The sequence below is a fragment of the Microbaculum marinisediminis genome, assembly GCF_025397915.1.
Taxonomy (GTDB): Bacteria; Pseudomonadota; Alphaproteobacteria; order Rhizobiales; family Tepidamorphaceae; genus Microbaculum; species Microbaculum marinisediminis.
In genome coordinates this window covers 175,452-198,761 of the sequence record NZ_JALIDZ010000005.1, presented here as the reverse complement: position 1 = coordinate 198,761, position 23,310 = coordinate 175,452, and the positions used below count along the sequence as shown (strand labels likewise).

The following is a 23,310-nucleotide window of genomic DNA, read 5'->3' as shown; positions in this document are numbered from 1 at the left end:
TACGCAACGGGAAGCCGCCTCGTCCGGCCCCCTCAATTTAGTTGACTTGTTATCCGATCACCGTTGTTATGCCGCCTAATTCCGAAATCGGACCGCGCATCGAATCGAAGCACGGAACCGATAGCAATTTGCGCGGAAGTCCTTCCGCGTTCCAGGGAAGGAGTTTCGCTATGCCGTTTGCCGCCGTTTCCCGGGTGCTCCGCACGGTCCTTGCTCATGCCGCCCTTGTTCCTGCCGGGGTCGCCCTGGCGATCGCCGGGCCTGCATTGGCCGGCCCGATGTCGATCGACGTCGAGAGCTCGCTCAATCCCTCGACCTACGGTCAGAAGGTCACCTTCACGGCTCGGCTCGACGGTGGCGGTCCCACCGGCTCGGTGACGTTCAAGGACGGGTCGAAAACGCTCGGAACCGGCACGCTCAGCCTGCTCGACGCCACCACATCGCTCGGAATAATGGCAAACCACACCTGCGCGTTGACCGCCGCGGGCGGAGTCGAATGCTGGGGCGTTAATACCTACGGCCAGCTCGGCAACGGCAATATGGGTGTCAACGCCACCACGCCCGTCCCGGTCGTCGGCCTTGAAAGCGGCATCGTCGCCATTTCCGTGGGCTTTTACAATTCCTGCGCCCTGACCGGGACCGGCACCGTCAAATGCTGGGGCAGGAACCAGTTCGGTCAGCTCGCCGACGGCACGACGAACGACAGCGACGAACCCGTCGATATCCCCGGTCTTCCCGACGACATCACGGCCGTCAGCGTCGGCGGCTCCCATATCTGCGCGCTGACCGATGGCGGCGCCGCCTGGTGCTGGGGCAGCAACAACGCCGGCCAGGTCGGCAACGGCACAGTGGTCGACGTCCCGGTCCCGGTCACGGTTCAGGGGCTGTCCAGCGGCGTCGCCACCATCGCCGCCGGGTTCGGACATACCTGCGCCATCACCGAGACGGGCGCCGCCAAGTGCTGGGGCTCCAATGGGGACGGCAAGCTCGGCGACGGCACCACTACGCCCCGCCAGACCCCCGTCGACGTCATCGGGCTGCCGGGTCCGGTCTCCGTCATCAGCCTGCAGCAGAACCACACCTGCGCCGTGACGCAGGCCGGCGCCGCCTGGTGCTGGGGCTACGGCGGCGAGGGCGAGCTCGGCAACGGCGCCAACGGCAACAGCGCATCCCCGGTCCCCGTCAGCGGACTGGGCGCCGGTGTCGCCACGATCGAGGTCGGTTGGGCCCACACCTGCGCCGCGACCGAAGCCGGAGCGGCCTTCTGCTGGGGCTACAACAATGCCGGCCAGCTCGGCGACGGCAATGCGCCCGCCCAGGCCAACACGCCGCAGGCCGTTTCCGGTCTGTCGAACGTCGTGACCCTCGCGGCGGGCCAGTACCACACCTGCGCCGTGACCGCGGCCGGCGCTGTCATGTGCTGGGGCGACAACGCCAACGGAAAGCTCGGCGACGGGAAGAATCCGACCGACAGCGACACGCCGGTACAGATCGCCGGCTTCGGCGCCGGTGCCGCGTTGGTTCCGGCCCGGGCCGAGCTCAAGACCCGCGACGTGCGCGGCGGCAAGCGCCCCATCACGGTTCACTACGGCGGCGACAGCGGGAACGACCCCTCGGTCTCCCCCGCCCTCACGCAGGTCGTGCGGAAGGGAAAGTCGAAGACGAAGGCCGCGGTCCGGCCGCGCGAGCCGGATACCGAGACCCATATCCGCCTGAGGGTTCGCGTGAAGGCGGTGTCGCCGGCCAGGGGCCGCCCCGCCGGCAAGCTGACCGTGCGGGACGGCAGCCGCAAGATCGGCACCTTCAAGGTCCGCCGCGGCCGGGCGAATGTCCGGCTGGGCACCCTGGATCAGGGCAGGCACGCCCTGAAGATGCTCTTCCGCGGCAATCGCGACTGGAAGCGCAGCCGGGTGAAGAAGACCGTGACCGTGACGGCGAATGGATCGGATACCACACGCCCGTCGTTCTAGGCGCCTCGCGCGCGGCCAGTTGCGGCGGCCGGCCGGAGAGGCCGGCCCGAGCGATCGCCGGAGCGATCGTCTCACGCCCTGGTTGACATCCTTCCCTGGCGTCGCTTTATGCTGGTAGCATTCGCCGGTACCGCATACGGATTCGGCGGGCGATCGGAATGCGGGGGAAATGCCTTCCGCGGGTTCAGGGAGGGATTTCTCGATGCGGTTTGTCGCCGTTGCCGGTTTCGTTTGCGCGTCTTTTGCCCGCTCCGGGCGGCTCGCCCTGGCGATTGGAGCCCTCGCGGGGCTGTCCGTCGGCCCCGTGCTTGCCGACCCTGCGCTTGCCGGCCCTGCGCTTGCCGGCCCTGCGCTTGCCGGATCCTCGCCGACCGCGCTGACCAGCACGCCCAATCCCTCGACCGTTGGCCAGACGGTGACCTTCACCGCCCGGGTGAGCGGCGGCGCGCCGACCGGGACGGTGACGCTCAAGGATGGATCGAAGGTGCTGGGCAGCGGCGCGCTGCGCTTCCTTCCTGACACGCGCGCGCTCAGCGCGGGCCGCAACACCGTCTGCGCCCTGACCTCTGCCGGCGGCGTCGAATGCTGGGGCAACAACACCTCTGGCCAGCTTGGCGACGGCAACGCACCGAACGGCACCGACGTCCCCGGGACCGTCATCGGCCTCGACAGCGGCGTCACCGCCGTCGAAATGGCCTTCTACACCGCCTGCGCCGTCACCGACGCCGGCACCGTCAAATGCTGGGGCGACAACAGCATAGGCCAGCTCGGCGACGGCAATGCGCCGAACGGCAGCGACCGGCCCGTCGACGTTCTCGGCCTTCCCGCCGGGATCGTCTCGGTCGCGGTGGGCTACCTCCATGCGTGCGCGCTGACCGATGGCGGCGCCGTCTGGTGCTGGGGCGACAACAGCGATGGCCAGCTCGGCGACGGCAACATGGGGGTCGACAGCGCGATCCCCGTGCCCGTCCAGGGACTGTCCAGCGGCGTCGTTGCCATCGCCGCCGGGTATGGCGACGACACCTGCGCCGTGACGGAGACGGGCGCCGCCAAGTGCTGGGGCAGCAACGGCTACGGCAATCTCGGCGACGGCACGCAGACGAACCGCGATACGCCGGTCGACGTCATTGGACTGCCGGGCCCCGTCGCGGCCATCAGCCCGCACCACACACATACCTGTGCCGTTACCGAGGCCGGCGCAGCCTGGTGCTGGGGCTACGGCTGGGACGGCCAGCTCGGCAACGGCGCCAACGCCGTCTCCAACGTTCCGGTCGCCGTCAGCGGACTGGGTAGCGGGGTCGCGACCATCGATACCGGCGGGAACCATAGCTGCGCCGTAACGGACGCCGGCACCGCCTGGTGCTGGGGCCGGAACAGCAGCGGTCAGCTCGGCAATGGCGGCGAGCCGGTCGCCACCAACATACCGGTGCCGGTCACCGGCCTCTCCGACCGCATCGTGGCCGTTTCCGCCGGAAGCATACACACCTGCGCGCTGACCAGCAGTGGCGCGGCGAAGTGCTGGGGCAACGCCGCCTGGGGCCAGCTCGGCGACGGCAACGCGCCGACCGGCAGCGATACCCCGGTCGACGTCGTCGGCTTCGGCGCCGGCACGGCCCTGGTTCGGGCCGAGGCGACGATCTCGACCACGAAACTGAGGGGCGGCAAACGCCGCGTCACCGCCCGGTACGGCAGCGACGGAGTCTACGATGCCTCCGCCTTTCCGCCCCTGACGCAGATCGTACGGAAGGGCAAGACGAGGACGAAAATCGCGGTCAGCCCGGGCAAGCCGAACGCAAGGAGCCTCGTCCGCCTCAATGTGGGGGTAAAGGGGCTGTCGCCAGCCAAAAGCCGCCCCGCCGGCAAGCTGACCGTGCGCGACGGCCGCCGTAAGATCGGAACCTTCAAGGTCCGCCGCGGCCGGGCGAATGTACGCCTAGGCGCCCTGGCCCCGGGCAGGCACGCCCTGGAGGTGCTCTTCCGCGGCAACCGCGACTGGAAGCGGAGCCACGCGACGACGTCCGTCACGATTCCGAAGCCGCCGATGGGCCGTTAGGCGCCGGCCGGAGCGATCGCCTCACCCTCCGGTTGACATCCTTCCCTTACGTCGCTTTATGCTGGTAGCATTCGCCGGTACCGCATACGGATTCGGCGGGCGATCGGAATGCGGGGGAAATGCCTTCCGCGGGTTCTCGGAGGGGTTTCTCGATGCGGTCTATCGCCGTTGTCTGCTTCGTTCGCGCGTCTTCTTCCTTTTCCCGGATCGCCCTCTCGGTTGTGGCCCTCACGGGGCTGTCCGTCGGCCCCCTGTTTGCCGGCCCCGCGCTTGCGGGATCCTCGCCGACCGCGCTGACCAGCACGCCCAATCCCTCGACCGTCGGCCAGACGGTGACCTTCACCGCCCGGGTGAATGGCGGCGCGCCGACCGGAACGGTGACGCTCAAGGATGGATCGAAGCTACTCGGCAGCGGCGCCCTGCGCTTTCGGTCTGATCCACGCACCATCAGCACGGGCAGCACCTTTACATGCGCGCTGACCGTTGCCGGCGGCGTCAGATGCTGGGGCGACAACAGCAACGGCCAGATCGGCGACGGCAACGCACCGAACAACGCCCACGTACCCATGGCGGTCGTCGGCCTCGCCAGCGGTGTCACCGCCATCGACGCGGGCTTCCACAGCGCCTGCGCCGTCACCGCCGCCGGCACCGTCAAATGCTGGGGCGACAACGGCAGCGGCCAGCTCGGCGACGGCAACATGGGGGTCGACAGCGCGAGCCCCGTGCCCGTTCAGGGGCTGTCCAGCGGTGTCGTCGCCATCGCCGCCGGGTCACAATCCACCTGCGCCATCACCGAGACAGGCGCCGCCAGGTGCTGGGGCAGCAATGCTCACGGCAAGCTCGGCGACGGCACGCAGACGAACCGCGACACGCCGGTCGATGTCATAGGACTGCCGGGCCCCGTCGCGGCCATCAAGCCGGCCAGTAATCAGACCTGTGCTGTCACCAAGGCAGGCGCCGCCTGGTGCTGGGGTGACGGCACGAGCGGCGAACTCGGTAATGGCGACAACGCCAACAGCAACGCGCCGGTGGCGGTCATCGGGCTCGGCAGCGGCGTCGCCGCGATCGATACCGCCTGGGGCTACAGCTGCGCCGCGACGGACGCCGGCACCGCATTCTGCTGGGGCAACAACACCTACGGGCAGCTCGGCAATGGCGGTGCTCCGGTCGCCACCAACACACCGGTGCCGGTCATTGGCTTTTCCGGCAGCACCGCCACCCTTGCCGGCGGCAGCTTTCACAGCTGCGCGCTGACCAGGAGCAGCGCGGTGAAGTGCTGGGGCAACGACAATTGGGGACAACTCGGCGACGGCAATGCGCCGACGGACAGCGACACCCCGGTCGACGTCGTCGGCTTCGGCGCCGGCACGGCCCTGGTTCGGGCCGAGGCGACGATCTCGACCGCGAAACTGAGGGGCGGCAAACGCCGCATCACCGCCCAATACGGCAGCGACGGCGTCTACGATGCCACGGCCTTTCCGCCCCTGACGCAGGTCGTGCGGAAGGGCAAGACGAGGACGAAGATCGCGGTCAGGCCGGGCAAACCGAACACACGGAGCCTCGTCCGCCTCAATGTGCGGGTGAAGGCGCTGGCACCGGCCAAGGGACGCCCTGCCGGCAAGCTGATCGTGCGCGACGGCCGCCGCAAGGTCGGCACCTTCAAGGTGCGTAGCGGCCGGGCGAATGTCCGGCTTGGCGCCCTGGGGCCGGGCCGGCACGCCCTGAAGGTGATCTTCCGCGGCAACCGCGACTGGAAGCGGAGCCGCGCGACGACGTCCATCTCGATCTCGAGGCCGCCGATGGGCCGGTAGGCGCCGCGTGAAAGGGTCCGACTAGCTGGCGACCAGGACGTCGGCGAGCCCCTCCCCCGGCGCCAGCCGCTCCCAGTCCGCCATCTGGTGGCGGAACCAGGTGAACTGCCGCTTGGCATACTGCCGGGTCTCGGCCCTGGTCCGTTCCGCAGCCTCCTCGAGCGTGATCTCGCCGCGAAGATGCGCGATCAGCGGGCGCAGGCCGTGGGCGCGGTAGCCCGGCAGATCCGGTTCGAGATCCATGTCCATGACGGCGCGCACCTCGTCCAGCACGCCGGCCTCCAGCATGGCCCCGAACCGGGCGTCGATCCGGGCGCGCAGCCAGTCCCGGTCGGGCCACAGCACCAGGCGGCGCGCCGACCGCGGATCGAGCAGCGGCGATCCCGCCGGCTCCTTCTGCCAGTCCGACAGCGGCCGTCCGGTCGCCTCCAGCACCTCCAGCGCGCGCACGATGCGGTGGGGGTCGCGCGGCGAGATGCGGCCGGCGGACGCCGGATCACGCGCGGCGAGCTCGGCATGCAGCGCCTCGGCGCCCTCCGCATCGAGCCGGCCGCGGACGGACGCCCGCACCGCGTCGGGGATGTCCGGGACCGGCGACAGCCCTTCGGTCAGCGCCTTGAAATAGAGGCCGGTGCCGCCGACGACGATCGGAATGCCGCCCCCGGCCCATGTCTCGCGGAGCGCAGCCGCGACGTCCTGGAGCCAGCGGCCGACCGAATAGGGCGTCCGGATCGGGACGTGGCCGTACAGGCGGTGCGGCACGCGGCCCTCCTCCTCCGGGCTCGGCCGGGCGGTGAGAATGCGCAGCTCCCCGTAGACCTGCATCGAGTCCGCGTTTATGACGGTAGCCGCGCGGTGTCCGGCGAGGCGCTCGGCGATCTCGAGCGCCAGCGCCGACTTGCCGCTGGCCGTCGGCCCGGCGATCAGCACCGCGCCGGTTTCCCGCTCAACTACAGGTATTTCGCGACCGTTCATGTCCCACGTCGTCGTTCTGATCTCCGATCCCGCCGCCCCCGCCGTGACGCCCGAGCTGGCGGACCAGGTCCGCTCCGGCGTCGACGGCGCCGCGCCGCGCTGGCTGATGCAGGCGGTTGCCTGCGACATAGCATTGCCGCAGGCGGTTGCCGAACCGAAATCGCTGGAAGCCCGCCTCCGCGAAGGCCTGGGCGGCGCGCCCGTCGACGTCGCCGTGCTGCCGGCGGACGGCCGGCGCAAGAAACTGCTCATCGCCGACATGGATTCCACCATCATCGGCCAGGAATGCATCGACGAGCTCGCCGACCTGGTCGGCCTCAAGCAGCATGTCGCCGCGATCACAGAGCGGGCCATGCGCGGCGAGATCGCGTTCGAGCCGGCGCTGCGCGAACGCGTCGCGCTGCTGAAGGGCATCGAGGTCGCCACGCTCGACCGCCTGATCGCCGAACGCATCACCGTCAATCCCGGCGCCGCGGCGCTCGTCGCCACCATGCGCGCCGACGGCGCCTACGCCGCGCTGGTCTCCGGCGGCTTCACCTTCTTCACCGAGCAGATTGCCGCGCGTGTCGGCTTCGACGAAAACCGCGCCAACGAGCTGATGGTCGACGGCGACCGGCTGGTCGGCGTGGTGCGCGAGCCGATCCTCGGCCGCGACGCCAAGCGCCAGGCGCTCGCCGATCTCACCGAGCGCCTCGGCATCGCCGACAACGCCTCGCTGGCCGTCGGCGACGGTGCCAACGACCTCGCCATGCTGGATGCCGCCGGTCTCGGCGTCGCCTACCGGGCCAAGCCCGCCGTCGCCGAAGTCGCCGATGTACGCATCGACCACGGCGACCTCACCGCGCTGCTGTTCCTGCAGGGCTACGACGCCGGCGAATTCCGCGCCTGACCCGAACCAGCTGCTGTGAAGCGCCTGACGCGAAGCGCATGAATCGCCCCGCCTGAATCGAAATCGGCGGGCCGTTTCCGACCCGCCGTCCGCATTTGTCCGATAAGGCCCGGTCAGTCCTCGAAGGGCACGACCACGAAGCGCAGCTCGCCGGCCGGATTGGCGACCAGCAGCAGCGCCGACTTGCGGCCCTTGTCCTTCAGCTTCTCGAGCTCGTCCTGGACCTGGTCGGCCGAGGCGATCTTCTCCTGCGCCACCTCGACGATCACGTCGCCGGCGCGGATCTGCCGCTCGGCGGCGGGCCCGGCGGGATCGACCTCGGTGACGACGGCGCCGGCGATCGACTCGTCGACCTGATAGAGCTCGCGCAGCTCGTCGTTGAGGTCCGACAGGTCGAGCCCGAGCGCGCTCACCGTGGTGCTCTTCGGCCCGTCCGGCTCCGCCTCGTCCTGCTCGTCCTTGAGCGCGGCCAGCTTCTCGCCCTCCTCGAGGCGCCCGACTGTGACCTTGAGCGTCTGCTCCTCGCCCTTGCGCAGCACCTTGACGTCGACTTCCTTGCCGATCTCGGTGTCGGCGACCACGCGCGGCAGTTCGCGCATCTCGTCGATGGGCCGGCCGTCGAACTCCAGGATGACGTCGCCGGTCTCGAGCCCGCCGTCCTCGGCCGGGCCGCCCTCGCTGACGCCGGCGACGAGCGCGCCCTTCGCCGTATCCATGCCCAGGCTCTCGGCGATGTCGTCGGTCACCGTCTGGATGCGCACGCCGAGCCAGCCGCGCCGGGTCTCGCCGTACTCGATGAGCTGGTCGATGACGTTCTTGGCCAGGTTGGCGGGGACGGCGAAACCGATGCCGATGGAGCCGCCCGACGGCGAGATGATCGCGGTGTTGATGCCGACGACCTTGCCGTCCATGTCGAACAGCGGCCCGCCGGAATTGCCCCGGTTGATCGACGCGTCCGTCTGGATGAAGGAGTCGTAGGGCCCGGCGTTGATGTCGCGGTTGCGGGCCGAGACGATGCCGGCCGTCACCGTTCCGCCGAGGCCGAACGGGTTGCCGATCGCCAGCACCCAGTCGCCGACGCGAAGCGATTCTGAATCGCCGAAAGTCACCGCCTTCAGCGGCTCCGGCGGCTGGACCCGCAGGACCGCCACGTCGGTCTTCTCGTCGAAGCCGATCAGTTCGGCGGGAAGCTTCGAGCCGTCGTTGAAGTTGACGACGATCTCGTCCGCCTTGGCGATCACGTGGTTGTTGGTGACGATGATGCCGTCCTCGGAGATGACGAAGCCCGAGCCGAGGGAGTTGACCCGCCGCGGCCGGTCCTCCTCCTCGTTGTCGCCCTTGCGGTCGAAGAATTCGTCGAAGAACTCTTCGAAGGGCGAACCTTCCGGCACGTTCGGCATGGGCAGGCCGCGCGATCCCGACACACGCTGTGACGTCGAAATGTTCACGACCGCGTCGATCAGCGTTTCCGACAGATCGGCGAACGAATCCGGCGCGCCTTTCGCGCTGGCATCGCCAATGCCGCCGATCCCGGCGGTGCCGATCAGGGTCGCCGCCAACGCGACGGCCCCCAGACGCCCGATCCCGCGCCCGATCCGGCGCCCGATTTCGCGGGGGAACGACCGTTGCTCAACCGCCATGTGAAAGCCTCCGATTACCTGCAAGAGGGTAACGCCGATGCTCACTGGCATCTGCGCCGACCGTGGTTTGGAACAGACTATACTACCGGCCGACGGCGCGGCCGGTAGTCACGCATTCGTGTGCCCCGGGCTGGTGTGCCCCAAGCCCGAGGGCCCTCAGCCCCTGACCAGCCAAACCAGCAGCAGGCCGAAGACCGCGGCCGCCAGCCCGCCGGCGCGGAGCGTCGAATCGGGCGTGGCGAGCGCACTCGCCAGCATCCGCTTCAAGCCGGACGGAAATGCGGCGTAGATCACGCCTTCTATCACCAGCACCAGCCCGAGCGCGACGACGAGGTCGCTCATTGAGTCGGAGCGGCGGGCGGACCTCCGATACCGGGCCTACGCTCGGCCCCGAACGGCGTGCCGAAATAGCGGAAGAAATCCGAATTCGGAGACAGCAGGAACCGGGTATCCTGCTGCGCCAGCGCCTGGTCATAGGCCTGCATCGACCGATAGAAGGCGAAGAAGTCCGGGTCTTGGTTGAACGCCTCGGCGAAGATGCCGCTGCGCTCGGCATCGCCCAAACCTCGGATCTGCTCGGATTCCCGGTTCGCCTCCGCCACGATCACCGTGGCGTCGCGATCGGCCCGCGAGCGGATGCGGCGCGCCTGCTCCTCGCCCACGGCGCGGATCTGGGCGGCCTCCTGCTGACGTTCCGTCTGCATGCGCCGGAAGATCGCCTCCGAGTTGGCCTGAGGCAGGTCGGCGCGGCGGATGCGCACGTCGACGACGGTGATGCCGAAGCTCTGCGCCTCGCGGTTCATCTGGCTCGTGATCTGAGCCATCAGCTGAGGCCGGTCGTCGCGCACCACCGCGAAGAAGGTCGCATCACCGAGCACACGCCTGACCGCCGAATTGAGGATCGTGGACAGGCGGGAGTTCGCGTCCCTGATGTTGCCGATCGACTGGTAGAACACCAGCGGATTGGTGATCCGGTAGCGGGCGAAGGCATCGACGACGAGCCGCTTCTGGTCGGAGGCGATGACCTCCTGAACCGGCGAATCGAGGTCGAGGATCCGCTTGTCGAGAAACACCACGTTATCCGCGATCGGCACCTTCCAGTGCAGCCCCGGCTCGCTGATGGTGCGAAGCGGTTCGCCGAAGCGCAGCACCAGCGCCTGCTGGGTCTGGTAGACGGTGAACAGCGAGCTGTACAGCGCCACCAGCCCGATCACGATGAGAACCAGGAAACCTATGAGGAACGACCGGTTCATTGCGCGGCTCCCGAAGCGGTGCCCGTCGCGCGCGGGCTCTGGCGATTGAGTTGATCGAGCGGCAGGTAGGGCACGACGCCCGAGCCGCCGGCCTTCTCGTCGATGATGATCTTGTCGGTCTGGCCGAGCACCCGTTCCATGGTCTCCAGGAACAGGCGTTCACGGGTCACTTCCGGCGCCTTCTTGTATTCCTCGTAGACCTTGGTGAAGCGGTCGGCCTGACCCTTCGCCTCGTTGACCGTGCGCTCACGATAGGCTTCGGCCTGCTGGGTGATCTGGGCCGCCTGACCGCGCGCTTCCGGGACCACCCGGTTGGCGTAGGCCTGGGCCTCGTTGCGCAGCCGCTCCTGGTCGGCGCGGGCGGCCTGCACGTCGCGGAACGCATCGATGACCTGCGCCGGCGGGTCCACCTTCTGCAGCTGCACCTGGGTGATCTGGATGCCCGATCCATAGGTATCCAGCGTCTGCTGCATCAGCTCCAGCACGTCCTGCTCGGTGATGGCGCGCGCCTGGGTCAGAACCGGCTGCAGCTGGCTGCGGCCGATGACCTCGCGCATGGCGCTTTCGGCCACCGCCTTCACGGTCCCTTCCGGATTCTGGATATTGAACAGATAGTCCGGCGCATTGTTGATCTTCCAGAACACCGACACGTCGACGTCGATGATGTTCTCGTCGCCGGTCAGGATCAGGCTTTCCTCCGGCACGTCGCTCGTCGTCGTCGAACGGCCGTTCTCGAGCAGGCGCATGCCGATGTCGATGCGGTTGATGCGCGTCACCTGCGGCGTCAGCACGGACTCGATCGGATACGGCAGGTGATAGTGCAGGCCCGGACCGGTCTGGGTGACGAACTGGCCGAAGCGCAACACCACGCCCTGCTCGTCCGTGTTGACGCGGTAGACGCCGCTGAAGCCCCAAAGCGCGATCAGCACGAGCAGGATCAGGGCAAGGCCCTTGCCGCCCATGGAACCGCCCGGCATGACCGATTTCAACCGGTCCTGGCTGCGTCGGAGGATTTCCTCGAGATCCGGCGGCTGTCCGCCCGATCCGCCGCCGCTCGGCGGGCTGCCCCAGGGGCCCCCGCTGCCTCCGCGCCAGCCACCGCCGCCGCCGCCTTGATTGCTCCAGGGCATGAATGCTCCTTGTCGGAATTGTGCCGGTCCCCGGCGTTTTGCTTGTCGCCGGGGTTATAGGTCAGGCTTCACGGCCTTTCAACGAAAGCCGAGTTGCCGGCAGACGTGGGTTCCGCCGGCAAAAATGTCAACGGTCGAGCGGCTTTCTCAGTAAATCACCACCGAACGGATCGATTCACCCGCGTGCATCAGGTCGAAGCCTTTGTTTATGTCCTGAAGCGGCAGGGTGTGGGTGATCATCGGATCGATCTCGATCTTGCCGTCCATGTACCATTCGACGATCTTCGGCACGTCGGTGCGGCCGCGCGCGCCGCCGAAGGCGGTGCCCTTCCACACCCGGCCGGTGACGAGCTGGAACGGCCGGGTGGAGATCTCCGCCCCCGCCGGCGCCACGCCGATGACGATCGATTGGCCCCAGCCGCGATGGGCGCATTCCAGCGCCTGGCGCATCACCGTCACGTTGCCGGTGCAGTCGAACGTGTAGTCGGCACCGCCGATCTGGTCGGCGCCGCGCTTGGTCAGGTCGACCAGATAGGACACCAGGTCGCCGCCGATCTCGGTCGGGTTGACGAAATGGGTCATGCCGAATCGCTCGCCCCATTCCTTCTTGGAATTGTTGAGGTCGACACCGATGATCATGTCGGCGCCGGCGAGCCTGAGCCCCTGGATGACGTTGAGGCCGATGCCGCCGAGGCCGAACACGACGGCGGTGGCGCCCTCCTCGACCTTGGCCGTGTGGATCACCGCGCCGATGCCGGTGGTGACGCCGCAGCCGATGTAGCAGACCTTGTCGAACGGCGCGTCCTCGCGGATCTTCGCCAGGGCGATCTCCGGCAGCACCGTGTAGTTCGAGAAGGTCGACGTGCCCATGTAGTGGAACAGCGGCTTGCCATCGAGCGAGAAGCGCGACGAACCGTCGGGCATCAGGCCCTGGCCCTGGGTGGCGCGGATGGCGGTGCACAGGTTGGTCTTCTGCGACAGGCAGGACGGGCACTCGCGGCATTCCGGCGTGTAGAGCGGGATGACGTGGTCGCCCTTCTTCAGGCCCTTCACGCCCGCTCCCACGTCGACGACGACGCCGGCGCCCTCGTGGCCGAGGATCGCGGGGAACAACCCCTCCGGATCGGCGCCCGAAAGCGTGAATTCGTCGGTGTGGCAGATGCCGGTCGCCTTGATCTCGACAAGGACCTCGCCCTCGCGCGGGCCCTCCAGGTCCACTTCGGCGATTTCGAGCGGCTTACCGGCCTCGAAGGCCACAGCGGCGCGAGATTTCATACGTGTGATCTCCTTTTCAAAACAAACAGCGGCGCCTGAAGTCCGCAGCGTGAATACCCGACAAAGGGGCCAAATGCCTAGCTGTACTGCCCGGGCGCCAGCGTCTTGGCGATTTCCAGCAAGATTTCGGACATCGCCTCCACCAACTGCCCCGAGACTACGGGGATCGTATCAGGAGGGCCATCCCAGTTCACGGTGACGCAGAACGTGACCGGGGTTCCGGAGACGATCATCTGGCCGGGCAGACATAAAGCATTGAAGTCCAGCCACTCGATGCTACCGCCCTTGGCGTAGGCCACCGTATCGGCGGGAACGACGCGCACGATGGCACTCGCCATGGCCTGGATTCTCTTGAACTCCGTCAGCGTCGCCGGGCTTTTAAAGAATTCGCCGGAAAGAGCCCGCGTATAGTACTCGACGAAGTCATCCGCCGACCCCTTCATCGTCTCGCGGCCGTTGTCCGGGGACCGGGGAAAGCCGAACAGCTTGTCCTGCATGATCGCCTTCATGCCCCGCCATCCCTTGTCGACGCCGTACGGCGCTCCGGCGAGATAGGAGAACAAGAGCCGGGTGGATCCCGGAAACCTGATGGATTTCAGGCCCATGCGCCTGACCAACCTGCGAACCCGCTGCGGGCCAACGCTCTTCAGGATGGCATCGGTTGCCGTATTGTCGCTGTGCGTGATCATCGCCTCGAGCAGCGAGCGGGCCGGCGTCTCCCCCCTCAAATTCAGGAAAACCGGGCTGCTGAGGGAACGGATTTTATTGTTGACCGGCAGCAAGTCCGATTCCGATTTCTTGCCGCGCTCCACGTCCTGGAGGAACTTCAAAAGGAAGAATGTCTTGACCGCGCTGCCGACGAACATCTGAGCATCCGAGCGGTATGCAGCATTGAAAATCGTGCCGTTCGTTCCGACCTCGAATTTGTAGCTCGACGTGCCGGGCAGCTCGGCGAGCTTTTGCAACGGCTCGTCGATATTGAACCTCGGACGTCGCTCCGCCGCCGCTGGCAGGGTCATTACCCCAAGAGCCGCCGGGACTGACAAACCAAGTACGCCGCGTCGATCCATCATTTTGATTTTCCTGTCATATTTGTTCTCGTCGCCATCCGGACCGATTAGCCCTCCCCGGACAGGCCACCGAATTTGGCCATTTAGGCCTAACCTTGTGTGAACAAGCCATCCGGCCATCGCGCATTGTCCGGGCCCGGCTCCGGCAGCCCACAAAAAGTGCCCTTCAAATGACCCGCTCGTAGACCACGAAGGTCATCGGCGCGGAATCCTTTTCGCCCTGCACCGGTCCCTCGCGGGAAACCTGCCGCCAGGCCTTCGGATCGATGACCGGGAAATGGGCGTCGCCGTCCGGTGTCCCGGCGACCTCGGTGACATAAAGTCGCTCCGCCCGGCCGATCGCCTCCTCGTAGATCTGCGCGCCGCCGATGATGAAGATCTCGTCGAGCCCGCGGTCGCGGGCGAAATCCTCGGCCAGGCCCACCGCCTCGCCCAGCGAATAGGCGACGTGAACCTGGTCGGAGGCGATCCCGGTGCCGCGCGTGACCACGATGTTGTCGCGCCCCGGCAGCGGCCGGCCGATCGAGTCGAAGGTCTTGCGGCCCATGACGACCGGCTTGCCCATCGTCACCGCCTTGAAGTGCCGCAGGTCCGTCGGCAGCCGCCACGGCAGCCCGTTGTCGCGCCCGATGACGCGGTTCTCGGCCATGGCGACGATGATCGAAAGTCGAATGGTCATTCCGCTTGCCCCGCCAGCCGGTCCAGCGCCTCGCCGCTGAGCCGGAAGACCGTCCACTCGTCCATCGCCTCGGCGCCGAGCGACCGGTAGACGTCTATCGCCGCCTCGTTCCAGTCGAGCACCCACCATTCGAGCCGGCCCAGCCCCTCCTCGACGCAGCGCCGCGCCAGCCGGGCGAGCAACGCCTTGCCGATTCCCTTGCCGCGGAACCCGGGCTTCACGAACAGGTCTTCCAGGTAGATGCCGTGCTGCCCGCGGAAGGTCGAGAAATTGTAGAACCACAGCGCGAAGCCGGCCGGCTCGCCCTCCCACTCGGCGATGTCGCAGTAGGCGCGCGGCATCGGCCCGAACAGGGCCCGGTCGATGCGCTGCTCGCTCGCGGTCACCTCGTGTCCGAGCTTCTCGAACTCGGCGAGCTCCCGGATGAAGGACAGCACCAGCCCCGCCTCGCCGGGCCAGGCGGGTCGTATGGCGATTCGGCCGTCGCGTCCGGACCTATCGGTTTTCGGCATGGTCCCCCGCGACCGTCTTCAATGCGTCACCGTCTTGGACATGAGGTTGATGACGATGACCCCCGCCATGATCAGGGCGATCCCCAGCATCGCCCAGACATCCGGGACCTGCCGATACAGGACGGTCCCGACCATGGCGACGAGCACGACGCCGAGCCCGGACCAGATCGCGTAGGTCACGCCCACCGGCATGACCTTGAGCGTCAGGGCGAGGAAATAGAACGCGATCGCATAGCCGACGATGACGACGATGGACGGCACCAGCACCGTGAAGCCGTTCGAGGCCTTCAGCGCCGACGTCGCGATGACTTCCGCGATGATGGCGACAATCAGATGCACCAGATGGATCGGCATGCGTGCTCCGGGAAAAACGCCGTGGGGCGGCCTAGACGGCCACCTCGGCCTTGATGTGCGGGTGCGGGTCGTAGCCTTCCAGCGCGAAATCCTCGTAGACGAAGCCGAAGATGTCGGTGACGGCCGGATTGATGTGCATCGTCGGCAGGGGACGCGGTGGGCGCGAAAGCTGCAGCCGGGCCTGCTCGAGATGGTTCGAATACAGATGCGCGTCGCCGAGCGTGTGCACGAAGTCGCCGGGCTTCAGACCCGTCACCTGCGCCACCATCATGGTGAGCAGCGCATAGGAGGCGATGTTGAACGGCACCCCGAGGAACACGTCGGCCGAGCGCTGATAGAGCTGGCACGACAGCTTGCCGTCGCCCACCCAGAACTGGAACAGGCAGTGGCACGGCGGCAGCGCCATCTTCTCCACGTCCGCCGGGTTCCAGGCGGTGACGATCAGGCGGCGCGAGTCCGGATTGGAGCGGATCTGCGCGACCACCTGCGAAATCTGGTCGATCGCCCCGCCGTCCGGTGTCGGCCACGAGCGCCACTGATGGCCGTAGACCGGGCCGAGATCGCCGTTCTCGTCGGCCCATTCGTCCCAGATCCTGACGCCGTGTTCCTTCAGATAGGCGATGTTGGTATCGCCCTTCAGGAACCACAGCAGCTCGTGGACGATCGACTTCAGGTGCAGCTTCTTGGTCGTCACCATCGGGAAGCCCTCGGCGAGATCGAAGCGCATCTGATGGCCGAACACGCTACGAGTGCCCGTGCCGGTGCGGTCGTCCTTTTCCAGGCCGTCATCCAGGATGCGGCGCAGCAGATCTTGATATTGGCGCATGGCGGTTTCCAGTCTCGGCACGCCAGTCTACGCGATTCCGCCGCCGCGTTCAGCGGTGGCGGCACCGACTAGAAGCAGGACCGGCTCTTCGGGGGAAAACGCCCCAGACCGGCCTAGTGCTTCGCGCGCCGGTCCCGTGTCGCGGCGCTATTGCCAGACTATCGGCTTCAGCGATTATCCGCTACGAATGGGGCATGCCTGAAATACGCACAAATCGGCGGCTCGCGGCCATTCTGGTAGCCGACGTCGTCGGCTATTCCCGCATGATGGGGGCCGACGAGGCCGGCACGCTCGAAGCGCTGAAGCACCATCGCGAGGCCCTGTTCGATCCGACCGTCGCGGAGAACAACGGGCGGGTGGTCAAGCTTGTCGGCGACGGCACCCTGGTCGAGTTCGCCAGCGCGCTCGACGCGGTGCGGTGCGCCCTCGCCATCCAGCGCGCGGTCAAGGCGGCGGCCGGGTCCGACGACGACGGCATCGTCCTGCGGATCGGCGTCAATCTGGGCGATGTCATCATCGAGGGCGACGACATCTACGGCGACGGCGTCAATATCGCCGCGCGCCTGGAATCCCTGGCGGAGCCCGGCGGCGTGTGCATCTCCTCGATCGTCAACGAAAGCGTCCAGGGCCGGATCGACATCGCCTTCAGCGACTGCGGCGAGGTGAGCGCCAAGAACATCGACCGCCCCATCCGCACGTGGAAATGGCATCCCGACGGCGACGGGGCGGCCGCCCAGCCGGATCGGCAGGCGCCCGAGCCGGCGCAAAAGTCCAATGGCCGGGCCTCGATCGCGGTGCTGCCGTTCGACAACATGTCCGGCGATCCCGAGCAGGAGTATTTTTCCGACGGCATCTCCGAGGACATTATCACCGACCTGTCGAAGGTCGCCGGCCTGATCGTGATCGCGCGGAACTCGAGCTTCGCCTACAAGGGCCGGAGCATCGACATCCGCACGGTCGCCCGCGAACTCGGCGTGAAGTCGGTGCTGGAAGGCTCGATCCGCCGGGCCGGCAACCGGGTGCGCATTAACGCCCAGCTCATCGACGCGGCCAACGGCGCGCACCTGTGGGCGGAGCGCTACGACCGCGACCTGACCGACATCTTCGAGCTTCAGGACGAGGTGACACGGATGATCGTCGACGCGCTGAAGGTGAAGCTGAGCGCGTCCGAATCCGCCCGCCTGTCCGGCGAAGCGACGACGAACGTGGAGGCGCATGATCTGGTCCTGCGCGCCCGCGCCCTTCTGCACGGCGCGGCCAAGGACGCCGCGATCTTCCGCAGCGCCGTCGCCCTGCTCGAGGGCGCCATCGCGCTCGATCCCGACTACGGCGAATCTTACGGCGGCATGGCGATGGCCTATCTCTACGACTTCCAGAACCGCTGGAGCGACGAACCCGATCGATCGCTGGAGACCGCGATGCGCTATGCCGACCAGGCGGTCGAGAAGGCGCCGAACGATCCCTACTGCCACTACGTGGCCTCGGTCGCCGCCGGGTTCTCGAAGGACTACGACCGGTCCGAAATCGAGGTCGAGAAGGCGCTCGCGCTAAGCCCCAACTTCGCGCCCGCCATCAACTCCAAGGGCGTCCGCCACATCTTCGGCGGGCAACCGGACGCGGCCGTCCCGGAGATCGAGCGCGCCCTGCGCCTGGATCCGGCGAACGGCCACAGCTACCTGCATTTCCTGGGCCTCGCCCACCTTTTGTCCGGCAAGTACGAAACCGCCGCCGCCGAGTTGCGCGCCCGCATTGTGCAGGTTCCGGAAACCGACATGTCGCGCGCCTATCTGGCCGCCACGCTCGGCCACCTCGGCGAGATCGACGAGGCGCGGCGGGTCTGGGGCGAGTTGAAGACGATCAACCCGAGCTATTCGTTCGACGCCCATGTCGGCCGCCTGCCGTTCCAGCGGCCCGAATACCCCCAGCGGATCCGCGAGGGCCTGGCGAAGGCGGGCCTGCCCGACTGATCCGCCGCGGGTAGCCCGCGGCCGCGGGCATCTGGACCTCGGCAGCGGGATCGGGTCTGCTGTCATCCATGGCAAGGGCGGCAAAGAAGCAAGGCGCCAAGACCGCCGAGGGAGCCGCCGCGAAGGCGGCGCGGAAACCGGCGACGGACAAGCCTGCGCGCGCGACGGGAAAGACGGAATCCCCCCGGGCGGCGGCGTGGCGCGAGCGCAAGGCGCAGGTCCTCCGCCTCTACGAGGGGACCGACAAGCGGGCGAGCCGGTTCCGCTACGGTCTGCTGGCCTTCGATCTGGCGCTGATCGCGTTCTTCGTCCTGACGACGCCGCTGCACAATCCGCCCTGGATCATCGTCCTCGACATCATCATCGTGATCCCGATCACGCTCGACTTCGTGGCGCGCCTCTGGATATCGCGGAGCAAGTCGGCCTACCTGCTCCAGATCACCTCGATCGCCGACATGCTGATCATCGTTTCGCTGCTATTGCCGCTGTTCTTCGAGAACCTGGCCTTCCTGCGGGTGCTGCGCTCGCTGCGGCTGCTGCGCTCCCATCACGTCATGCGGGACTTGCGGCGCGACGTGCCCTTCGTGCGGCGCAACGAGGAAATGCTGCACAGCTTGATCAATCTCGCCGTCTTCGTGTTCACGATCACCGCGCTGGTCTACGTCATCGAGGACGAGATCAATCCGCAGATCACCAACTATCTGGACGCGCTCTATTTCACGGTGACGACGCTGACGACGACGGGGTTCGGCGACATCACCCTGCAGGACCGCAACGGCCGCCTGCTGTCGATCGTCATCATGGTGGTCGGCGTGGCCCTGTTCCTGCGGCTGGTGCAGACCGTCTTCCGGCCCAACAAGGTCCGCTACACCTGCCCCGATTGCGGCCTGACGCTGCACGATCCGGACGCGGTCCACTGCAAGCATTGCGGCCGGCTCATCAACATCGAGACCGAGGGGATGACCTGAAGCCGGCTGACCGTGTCGCAGCGCTGCCAGACCTCGGGATCGGCGGCCTGTGCGCCGAATTTCGGGTGGCCGACTGTCAGGTGGATGATGTCCTCGCTCGCCAGCACCATGCGCACGGTCGCGCCAGCGGCCGTTTCACCGTCGGGAACCTCGTAGGCGAAGGCGTGGCGGCTGTAGTCGCCGATCGTCTCCGTGCCGCCCGGCGTGGTGATGGCGGGGCCATGGATTTCCATGATCCGGCCGTCGGCGGCGCACCACGTCCCGTCGATCGCATCCGCCCGCGCCGGACCGGCGAAGGCAACGGCCAGCACGGTCGCGCCGAATACGCTGGCAAGGACGGCGGATCGATCCATCGTTGTCTCCCCGGTGTAGGGCCCCCGGTGACAGGCTCCGGTTCCAGCACCGACAGGCAGCATCCACCACCGCGACGGCGCGGCCAACTCAAATCGCGTTGAAGTCGCCGCCGCGTCCCTTGCCACCGGCAAACCGGGCCGCGCCGCCGATGGCCTCGGCTTCCAGCGCCGGCAACCCGCCCTCGAACTCGCGGCGCAGCGCCGCCCGCATGTCCATGTCCCACTGGGCATAGGCCGACGCCCGGTCGGCCCGCAGGCACATCTGGGGAAATCGCGCGATTTCGTGGGCCAGGTCCTCCGCCGCCGCGCGCGCCTGTCCGGGCGGCACCACCCGGTCGCACAGGCCGATGCGCAGCGCCTCGTCCGCCGCCACCTTTCGCCCGGTCAGGATCAGGTCCATCGCCCGGCCCATGCCGACGAGGCGCGGCAGGCGTATCGTGCCGCCATCGATCAGCGGCACCCCCCAGCGGCGGCAGTAGACGCCGAAATAGGCATTCTCCTCCATCACCCGCATGTCGCACCACAGCGCCAGCTCCATGCCACCGGCGACCGCCGGGCCGGAGACCGCGGCGATCACCGGCTTGGACAGCTGCATGCGCGTCGGTCCCATCGGCCCGCGCGGTTCAACCGCCGGATCGCCCACCCTGTCGTCGGCAGGCACCTCGGAGAACGAAAGATTGCCGATCTCGGCAGCCCCGCCGGCGGCGTGCTTCAGGTCGAAACCGGCGCAGAATGTACCGCCCGCGCCCCAAAACACCGCGACGGAGGCGGATTCGTCCGCCTCGAAGGCGTCGAAGGCCGCGACCAGCGCCTCCGCCGTGTCGGGATCGACGGCGTTGCGCGCCTGCGGCCGGCTCAGGACGACGGTCCGGACCCCGCCGTTGCGCTCGATCGTCACGCTCATGGCTCAATTCCCCCGTTTTTTGGCGATCTGATTATCCCGTTTCGCTTTTCCGGTCGGGCGCGCGCCTTTTCACGGCCCGATTCCGTCCCTATATTGGGTGCGTCGGCGCGAGCCGACTATGGCGATAAACGGCCGTCGGAATAAACCCATCGGACCCGGGGGCAGTACCCGGCGCCTCCACCAGAACCGATCGAACCGGATGTCGGTCGGCTGTGGCGGGGGCGAAACAGGATCGACGAGGGCGTAAAGGGCGGACTTTCGCTCGGCATGGTACCACCGTATCGGGCCATCTTTATAGTTGCCAACGACAACTATGCTCCGGTTGCTCAGGCCGCGTAAGGCGGTTTGAAACACCGATCAAAGCCCTGACGGGTTAGCTCCGTCAGGCGGGGTTCGGAGGCACCTGGCAACAGAAGCCTCCACTTAATTTCACGGCCGCGCTGACGGCCGTGTTCATTGTAAAGCGGGATTTCAATCGGGGGTCGATCAGGGCAGGCAATGGCGCAGGATCTCATTCGCTACGATCTGCTGACCCAGGACGCGCTGCGCGGCGTCGTGCGTACCGTGCTGGCCGACGTCGCCAAGAACGGCCTTCCCGGCGACCATCATTTCTTCATCGGCTTCTCGACCACCGCGCCGGGCGTGCGCGTCTCCAACCGGCTGCGCGAAAGCTACCCGGAAGAGATGACCGTCGTCCTGCAGCACCAGTTCTGGGATCTCGAGGTCACCGACTCCGGCTTTTCCGTGAGCCTGTCCTTCAACGGCATCCCCGAGCGCCTGGTGGTGCCCTACTCCGCCATCAAGGGCTTCCTCGACCCGAGCGTCCAGTTCGGCCTGCAGTTCGAAACCGGCCTGCCGGAGGAAGCCAACGATGCCGGCGCGGTGACCGAGCCCGCCGCCGAGGCGGCACCCGATGACGCGGCGGCCCCGGCAAAGCCGGCCAAGCCGGCCAGGCGCAAGAAGGACAAGGCCGCGCCCGCCGCGGAAACGGCCGAGGACGCCGCCGACGCCGAGGCCGAGCCGCAGGAAAGCCAGGGCGCCGAAGTCGTCAGCCTCGACACCTTCCGCAAGAAGACCTGACGGCGCCCCCCAGCCGCATCCCCCCCCCCGCCGTATAGCCCCAGCAGCATTGTCTTGGCGCATAGCCGTGCCGGGCTTGCGCCCTAGAATCCATCCATTCGATACGTTTTGCGGCCCCGGGCGAATTCCGAAGCCCGGCAAGGCGTGCTAGAAGGCCGGCGAAAATCCTTCATCAATCGCCTGAGGACACCAAGAATGTCGTCGACTCGCACCGAAACCGATTCCTTCGGCCCGCTCGAAGTTCCCGCCGACCGCTACTGGGGCGCCCAGACCCAGCGCTCGCTCGGCAACTTCAAGATCTCGGGAGAGCGCATGTCGCCGGCCGTCGTCCGCGCGCTGGGCATCATCAAGAGGGCCGCCGCGGAGACCAACCAGGAGCAGGACAACCTCGACCCGAAGATCGCCAAGGCGATTTCCGAGGCCGCCCAGGAGGTGATCGACGGCAAGCTGACCGACCACTTCCCGCTCGTGGTCTGGCAGACCGGCTCGGGCACCCAGTCGAACATGAACGCCAACGAGGTGATCTCGAACCGCGCGATCGAGCTGCTCGGCGGCACGATGGGGTCGAAGACGCCGGTCCATCCGAACGACCACGTCAACCGCGGCCAGTCCTCCAACGACACCTTCCCTACCGCCATGCACATCGCCGCGGCCGAGGAGTTCAATACGTCGCTGATCCCGGCGCTGCAGCACCTGCATGCCGCGCTCGACAGGAAGGCGAAGGAATTCAAGGACATCATCAAGATCGGCCGAACCCACACGCAGGACGCCACGCCCCTGACGCTGGGCCAGGAATTCTCGGGCTACGCCGCGCAGGTGGAGCTCGGCATCCGGCGCGTGAAGGAAGGCCTCGACGGCCTCTACGACCTCGCCCAGGGCGGCACCGCGGTCGGCACCGGCCTCAACACCAAGAAGGGCTTCGCCGAGACGTTCGCCGCGAAGGTTGCCGCAATCACCGGCCTTCCCTTCCGCACCGCGCCCAACAAGTTCGAGGCGCTGGCCGCCCATGACGCCTATGTCTACGCCCACGGCGCCCTGAACACGGTGGCGACCTCGCTGTTCAAGATCGCCAACGACATCCGCCTCCTCGGCTCCGGCCCGCGCTCGGGCCTCGGCGAGCTGATCCTGCCGGAGAACGAGCCCGGCTCCTCGATCATGCCCGGCAAGGTCAATCCGACCCAGTGCGAGGCCTTGACGATGGCCTGCTGCCAGGTGTTCGGCAACCAGACCACCATCACCGTCGCCGGCAGCCAGGGCCACTTCGAGCTCAACGTCTACAAGCCGGTCATGGCCAACGCGATGATGCAGTCGATCCGGCTGATCGCGGACGCCTCGATCTCGTTCACCGACAACTGCGTCGTCGACATCAAGGCGGACGAGAAGCGCATCCGGGAGCTGATGGAACGCTCGCTGATGCTGGTCACCGCCCTCGCCCCGAAGATCGGCTACGACAAGGCGACCGAAGTGGCGAAGACCGCGCACAAGAACGGCACGACGCTGCGGGAGGAGGCCACCCGCCTCGGCTACGTGACGGAGGCCGAGTTCGACGAGATCGTCCGGCCGGAGAAGATGGTGCATCCGAACTGATCGGGACGAACTGA

The 23,310-nt window shown here is 67.5% G+C and carries 21 protein-coding genes and 1 other RNA gene; 9 read left to right on the top strand and 13 right to left on the bottom strand.

What is annotated here, in order from left to right; genetic code table 11:
- Positions 1-170 precede the first annotated feature (170 nt).
- From MUB46_RS12445 to MUB46_RS12435, 3 genes are all read left to right on the top strand, one after another.
- Entirely contained in the window at positions 171-1,970 is a 1,800-nt protein-coding gene (locus tag MUB46_RS12445) for an RCC1 domain-containing protein (RefSeq protein ID WP_261616240.1), read from the top strand.
- A gap of 202 nt (positions 1,971-2,172) precedes the next feature.
- A complete protein-coding gene (locus MUB46_RS12440; RefSeq protein ID WP_261616239.1) occupies positions 2,173-4,023 on the top strand; it encodes an RCC1 domain-containing protein in 1,851 nt (616 codons plus the stop codon).
- A 152-nt stretch (positions 4,024-4,175) separates the two neighbouring features.
- Positions 4,176-5,834 (top strand): chromosome condensation regulator RCC1, encoded by a 1,659-nt coding sequence (locus tag MUB46_RS12435; protein WP_261616238.1) that lies wholly within the window; start codon positions 4,176-4,178, stop codon positions 5,832-5,834.
- A 21-nt stretch (positions 5,835-5,855) separates the two neighbouring features.
- Here MUB46_RS12435 and miaA read toward each other — a convergent pair whose 3' ends face one another.
- On the bottom strand, positions 5,856-6,809 hold the full coding sequence (gene miaA, locus MUB46_RS12430) for a tRNA (adenosine(37)-N6)-dimethylallyltransferase MiaA (RefSeq protein WP_261616237.1): 954 nt from the start codon (positions 6,807-6,809) through the stop codon (positions 5,856-5,858).
- On the opposite strand from miaA, the gene serB reads away from it, so the two are divergent.
- The gene (gene serB / locus MUB46_RS12425; RefSeq protein ID WP_261616236.1) at positions 6,808-7,698 is read left to right on the top strand and encodes a phosphoserine phosphatase SerB; all 891 of its coding nucleotides are present in this window, start codon (positions 6,808-6,810) and stop codon (positions 7,696-7,698) included. The genes miaA and serB overlap by 2 nt on opposite strands.
- A gap of 113 nt (positions 7,699-7,811) precedes the next feature.
- On the opposite strand, the gene MUB46_RS12420 is transcribed toward serB, so the two are convergent.
- From MUB46_RS12420 to MUB46_RS12375, 10 genes are all read right to left on the bottom strand, one after another.
- Complete coding sequence (locus MUB46_RS12420; RefSeq protein ID WP_261616235.1) at positions 7,812-9,338, bottom strand: DegQ family serine endoprotease; 1,527 nt, start codon at positions 9,336-9,338, stop codon at positions 7,812-7,814.
- Between the two features lie 156 nt (positions 9,339-9,494).
- The gene (locus tag MUB46_RS12415) at positions 9,495-9,680 is read right to left on the bottom strand and encodes a DUF2065 domain-containing protein (RefSeq protein WP_261616234.1); all 186 of its coding nucleotides are present in this window, start codon (positions 9,678-9,680) and stop codon (positions 9,495-9,497) included.
- Positions 9,677-10,591 (bottom strand): protease modulator HflC, encoded by a 915-nt coding sequence (hflC, locus tag MUB46_RS12410; protein WP_261616233.1) that lies wholly within the window; start codon positions 10,589-10,591, stop codon positions 9,677-9,679. Before hflC ends, MUB46_RS12415 begins: the two co-directional genes overlap by 4 nt.
- Entirely contained in the window at positions 10,588-11,721 is a 1,134-nt protein-coding gene (gene hflK, locus MUB46_RS12405; protein ID WP_261616232.1) for an FtsH protease activity modulator HflK, read from the bottom strand. The genes hflC and hflK overlap by 4 nt, the downstream gene beginning before the upstream one ends.
- A gap of 147 nt (positions 11,722-11,868) precedes the next feature.
- On the bottom strand, positions 11,869-12,996 hold the full coding sequence (locus MUB46_RS12400; protein WP_261616231.1) for an S-(hydroxymethyl)glutathione dehydrogenase/class III alcohol dehydrogenase: 1,128 nt from the start codon (positions 12,994-12,996) through the stop codon (positions 11,869-11,871).
- 77 nt (positions 12,997-13,073) lie between these two features.
- Positions 13,074-14,069, bottom strand: a complete 996-nt coding sequence (locus tag MUB46_RS12395) for a class A beta-lactamase-related serine hydrolase (protein WP_261616230.1) — start codon at positions 14,067-14,069, stop codon at positions 13,074-13,076.
- 163 nt (positions 14,070-14,232) lie between these two features.
- Positions 14,233-14,745, bottom strand: a complete 513-nt coding sequence (locus MUB46_RS12390; protein ID WP_261616229.1) for a dihydrofolate reductase — start codon at positions 14,743-14,745, stop codon at positions 14,233-14,235.
- On the bottom strand, positions 14,742-15,257 hold the full coding sequence (locus MUB46_RS12385) for a GNAT family N-acetyltransferase (protein WP_261616228.1): 516 nt from the start codon (positions 15,255-15,257) through the stop codon (positions 14,742-14,744). The genes MUB46_RS12390 and MUB46_RS12385 overlap by 4 nt, the downstream gene beginning before the upstream one ends.
- Positions 15,258-15,275: 18 nt before the next feature.
- Complete coding sequence (locus tag MUB46_RS12380; protein WP_261616227.1) at positions 15,276-15,611, bottom strand: DMT family transporter; 336 nt, start codon at positions 15,609-15,611, stop codon at positions 15,276-15,278.
- Between the two features lie 31 nt (positions 15,612-15,642).
- A complete protein-coding gene (locus MUB46_RS12375) occupies positions 15,643-16,437 on the bottom strand; it encodes a thymidylate synthase (protein ID WP_261616226.1) in 795 nt (264 codons plus the stop codon).
- Between the two features lie 194 nt (positions 16,438-16,631).
- Here MUB46_RS12375 and MUB46_RS12370 point away from each other — a divergent pair, with 194 nt between their 5' ends.
- Positions 16,632-18,404: an adenylate/guanylate cyclase domain-containing protein gene (locus MUB46_RS12370; protein ID WP_261616225.1), complete on the top strand. Its 1,773-nt coding sequence runs from the start codon at positions 16,632-16,634 to the stop codon at positions 18,402-18,404.
- A gap of 68 nt (positions 18,405-18,472) precedes the next feature.
- Positions 18,473-19,372: a potassium channel family protein gene (locus MUB46_RS12365; RefSeq protein WP_261616224.1), complete on the top strand. Its 900-nt coding sequence runs from the start codon at positions 18,473-18,475 to the stop codon at positions 19,370-19,372.
- Here the strand turns inward: MUB46_RS12365 and MUB46_RS12360 are convergent.
- Entirely contained in the window at positions 19,270-19,725 is a 456-nt protein-coding gene (locus tag MUB46_RS12360) for a hypothetical protein (protein ID WP_261616223.1), read from the bottom strand. The two genes, MUB46_RS12365 and MUB46_RS12360, sit on opposite strands and share 103 nt — an antisense overlap.
- Positions 19,726-19,813: 88 nt before the next feature.
- The gene (locus MUB46_RS12355; RefSeq protein ID WP_261616222.1) at positions 19,814-20,629 is read right to left on the bottom strand and encodes a crotonase/enoyl-CoA hydratase family protein; all 816 of its coding nucleotides are present in this window, start codon (positions 20,627-20,629) and stop codon (positions 19,814-19,816) included.
- A gap of 62 nt (positions 20,630-20,691) precedes the next feature.
- On the opposite strand from MUB46_RS12355, the gene ssrA reads away from it, so the two are divergent.
- The 3 genes from ssrA (at position 20,692) to fumC (ending at position 23,296) form a co-directional block, all read left to right on the top strand.
- Positions 20,692-21,053: a transfer-messenger RNA gene (gene ssrA / locus MUB46_RS12350) on the top strand.
- Positions 21,054-21,127: 74 nt separating this feature from the next.
- Positions 21,128-21,709 carry an SspB family protein gene (locus MUB46_RS12345; RefSeq protein WP_261616221.1) on the top strand — a complete coding sequence of 194 codons (582 nt, stop codon included), beginning with the start codon at positions 21,128-21,130 and terminating at the stop codon, positions 21,707-21,709.
- Between the two features lie 195 nt (positions 21,710-21,904).
- Complete coding sequence (fumC, locus tag MUB46_RS12340) at positions 21,905-23,296, top strand: class II fumarate hydratase (RefSeq protein WP_261616220.1); 1,392 nt, start codon at positions 21,905-21,907, stop codon at positions 23,294-23,296.
- The last annotated feature ends 14 nt before the right edge of the window (positions 23,297-23,310 follow it).

Coding starts and splice junctions, on each gene's coding strand:
- MUB46_RS12435 (WP_261616238.1), top strand. CDS start 4,176: ATGCGGTCTATCGCCGTTGTCTGCTTCGTTCGCGCGTCTTCTTCCTTT.
- serB (WP_261616236.1), top strand. CDS start 6,808: ATGTCCCACGTCGTCGTTCTGATCTCCGATCCCGCCGCCCCCGCCGTG.
- MUB46_RS12360 (WP_261616223.1), bottom strand. CDS start 19,725: ATGGATCGATCCGCCGTCCTTGCCAGCGTATTCGGCGCGACCGTGCTG.
- MUB46_RS12370 (WP_261616225.1), top strand. CDS start 16,632: ATGCCTGAAATACGCACAAATCGGCGGCTCGCGGCCATTCTGGTAGCC.
- MUB46_RS12380 (WP_261616227.1), bottom strand. CDS start 15,611: ATGCCGATCCATCTGGTGCATCTGATTGTCGCCATCATCGCGGAAGTC.
- MUB46_RS12375 (WP_261616226.1), bottom strand. CDS start 16,437: ATGCGCCAATATCAAGATCTGCTGCGCCGCATCCTGGATGACGGCCTG.
- MUB46_RS12345 (WP_261616221.1), top strand. CDS start 21,128: ATGGCGCAGGATCTCATTCGCTACGATCTGCTGACCCAGGACGCGCTG.
- MUB46_RS12440 (WP_261616239.1), top strand. CDS start 2,173: ATGCGGTTTGTCGCCGTTGCCGGTTTCGTTTGCGCGTCTTTTGCCCGC.
- MUB46_RS12390 (WP_261616229.1), bottom strand. CDS start 14,745: ATGACCATTCGACTTTCGATCATCGTCGCCATGGCCGAGAACCGCGTC.
- fumC (WP_261616220.1), top strand. CDS start 21,905: ATGTCGTCGACTCGCACCGAAACCGATTCCTTCGGCCCGCTCGAAGTT.
- miaA (WP_261616237.1), bottom strand. CDS start 6,809: ATGAACGGTCGCGAAATACCTGTAGTTGAGCGGGAAACCGGCGCGGTG.
- hflK (WP_261616232.1), bottom strand. CDS start 11,721: ATGCCCTGGAGCAATCAAGGCGGCGGCGGCGGTGGCTGGCGCGGAGGC.
- MUB46_RS12415 (WP_261616234.1), bottom strand. CDS start 9,680: ATGAGCGACCTCGTCGTCGCGCTCGGGCTGGTGCTGGTGATAGAAGGC.
- MUB46_RS12385 (WP_261616228.1), bottom strand. CDS start 15,257: ATGCCGAAAACCGATAGGTCCGGACGCGACGGCCGAATCGCCATACGA.
- MUB46_RS12365 (WP_261616224.1), top strand. CDS start 18,473: ATGGCAAGGGCGGCAAAGAAGCAAGGCGCCAAGACCGCCGAGGGAGCC.
- MUB46_RS12420 (WP_261616235.1), bottom strand. CDS start 9,338: ATGGCGGTTGAGCAACGGTCGTTCCCCCGCGAAATCGGGCGCCGGATC.
- hflC (WP_261616233.1), bottom strand. CDS start 10,591: ATGAACCGGTCGTTCCTCATAGGTTTCCTGGTTCTCATCGTGATCGGG.
- MUB46_RS12395 (WP_261616230.1), bottom strand. CDS start 14,069: ATGATGGATCGACGCGGCGTACTTGGTTTGTCAGTCCCGGCGGCTCTT.
- MUB46_RS12355 (WP_261616222.1), bottom strand. CDS start 20,629: ATGAGCGTGACGATCGAGCGCAACGGCGGGGTCCGGACCGTCGTCCTG.
- MUB46_RS12400 (WP_261616231.1), bottom strand. CDS start 12,996: ATGAAATCTCGCGCCGCTGTGGCCTTCGAGGCCGGTAAGCCGCTCGAA.
- MUB46_RS12445 (WP_261616240.1), top strand. CDS start 171: ATGCCGTTTGCCGCCGTTTCCCGGGTGCTCCGCACGGTCCTTGCTCAT.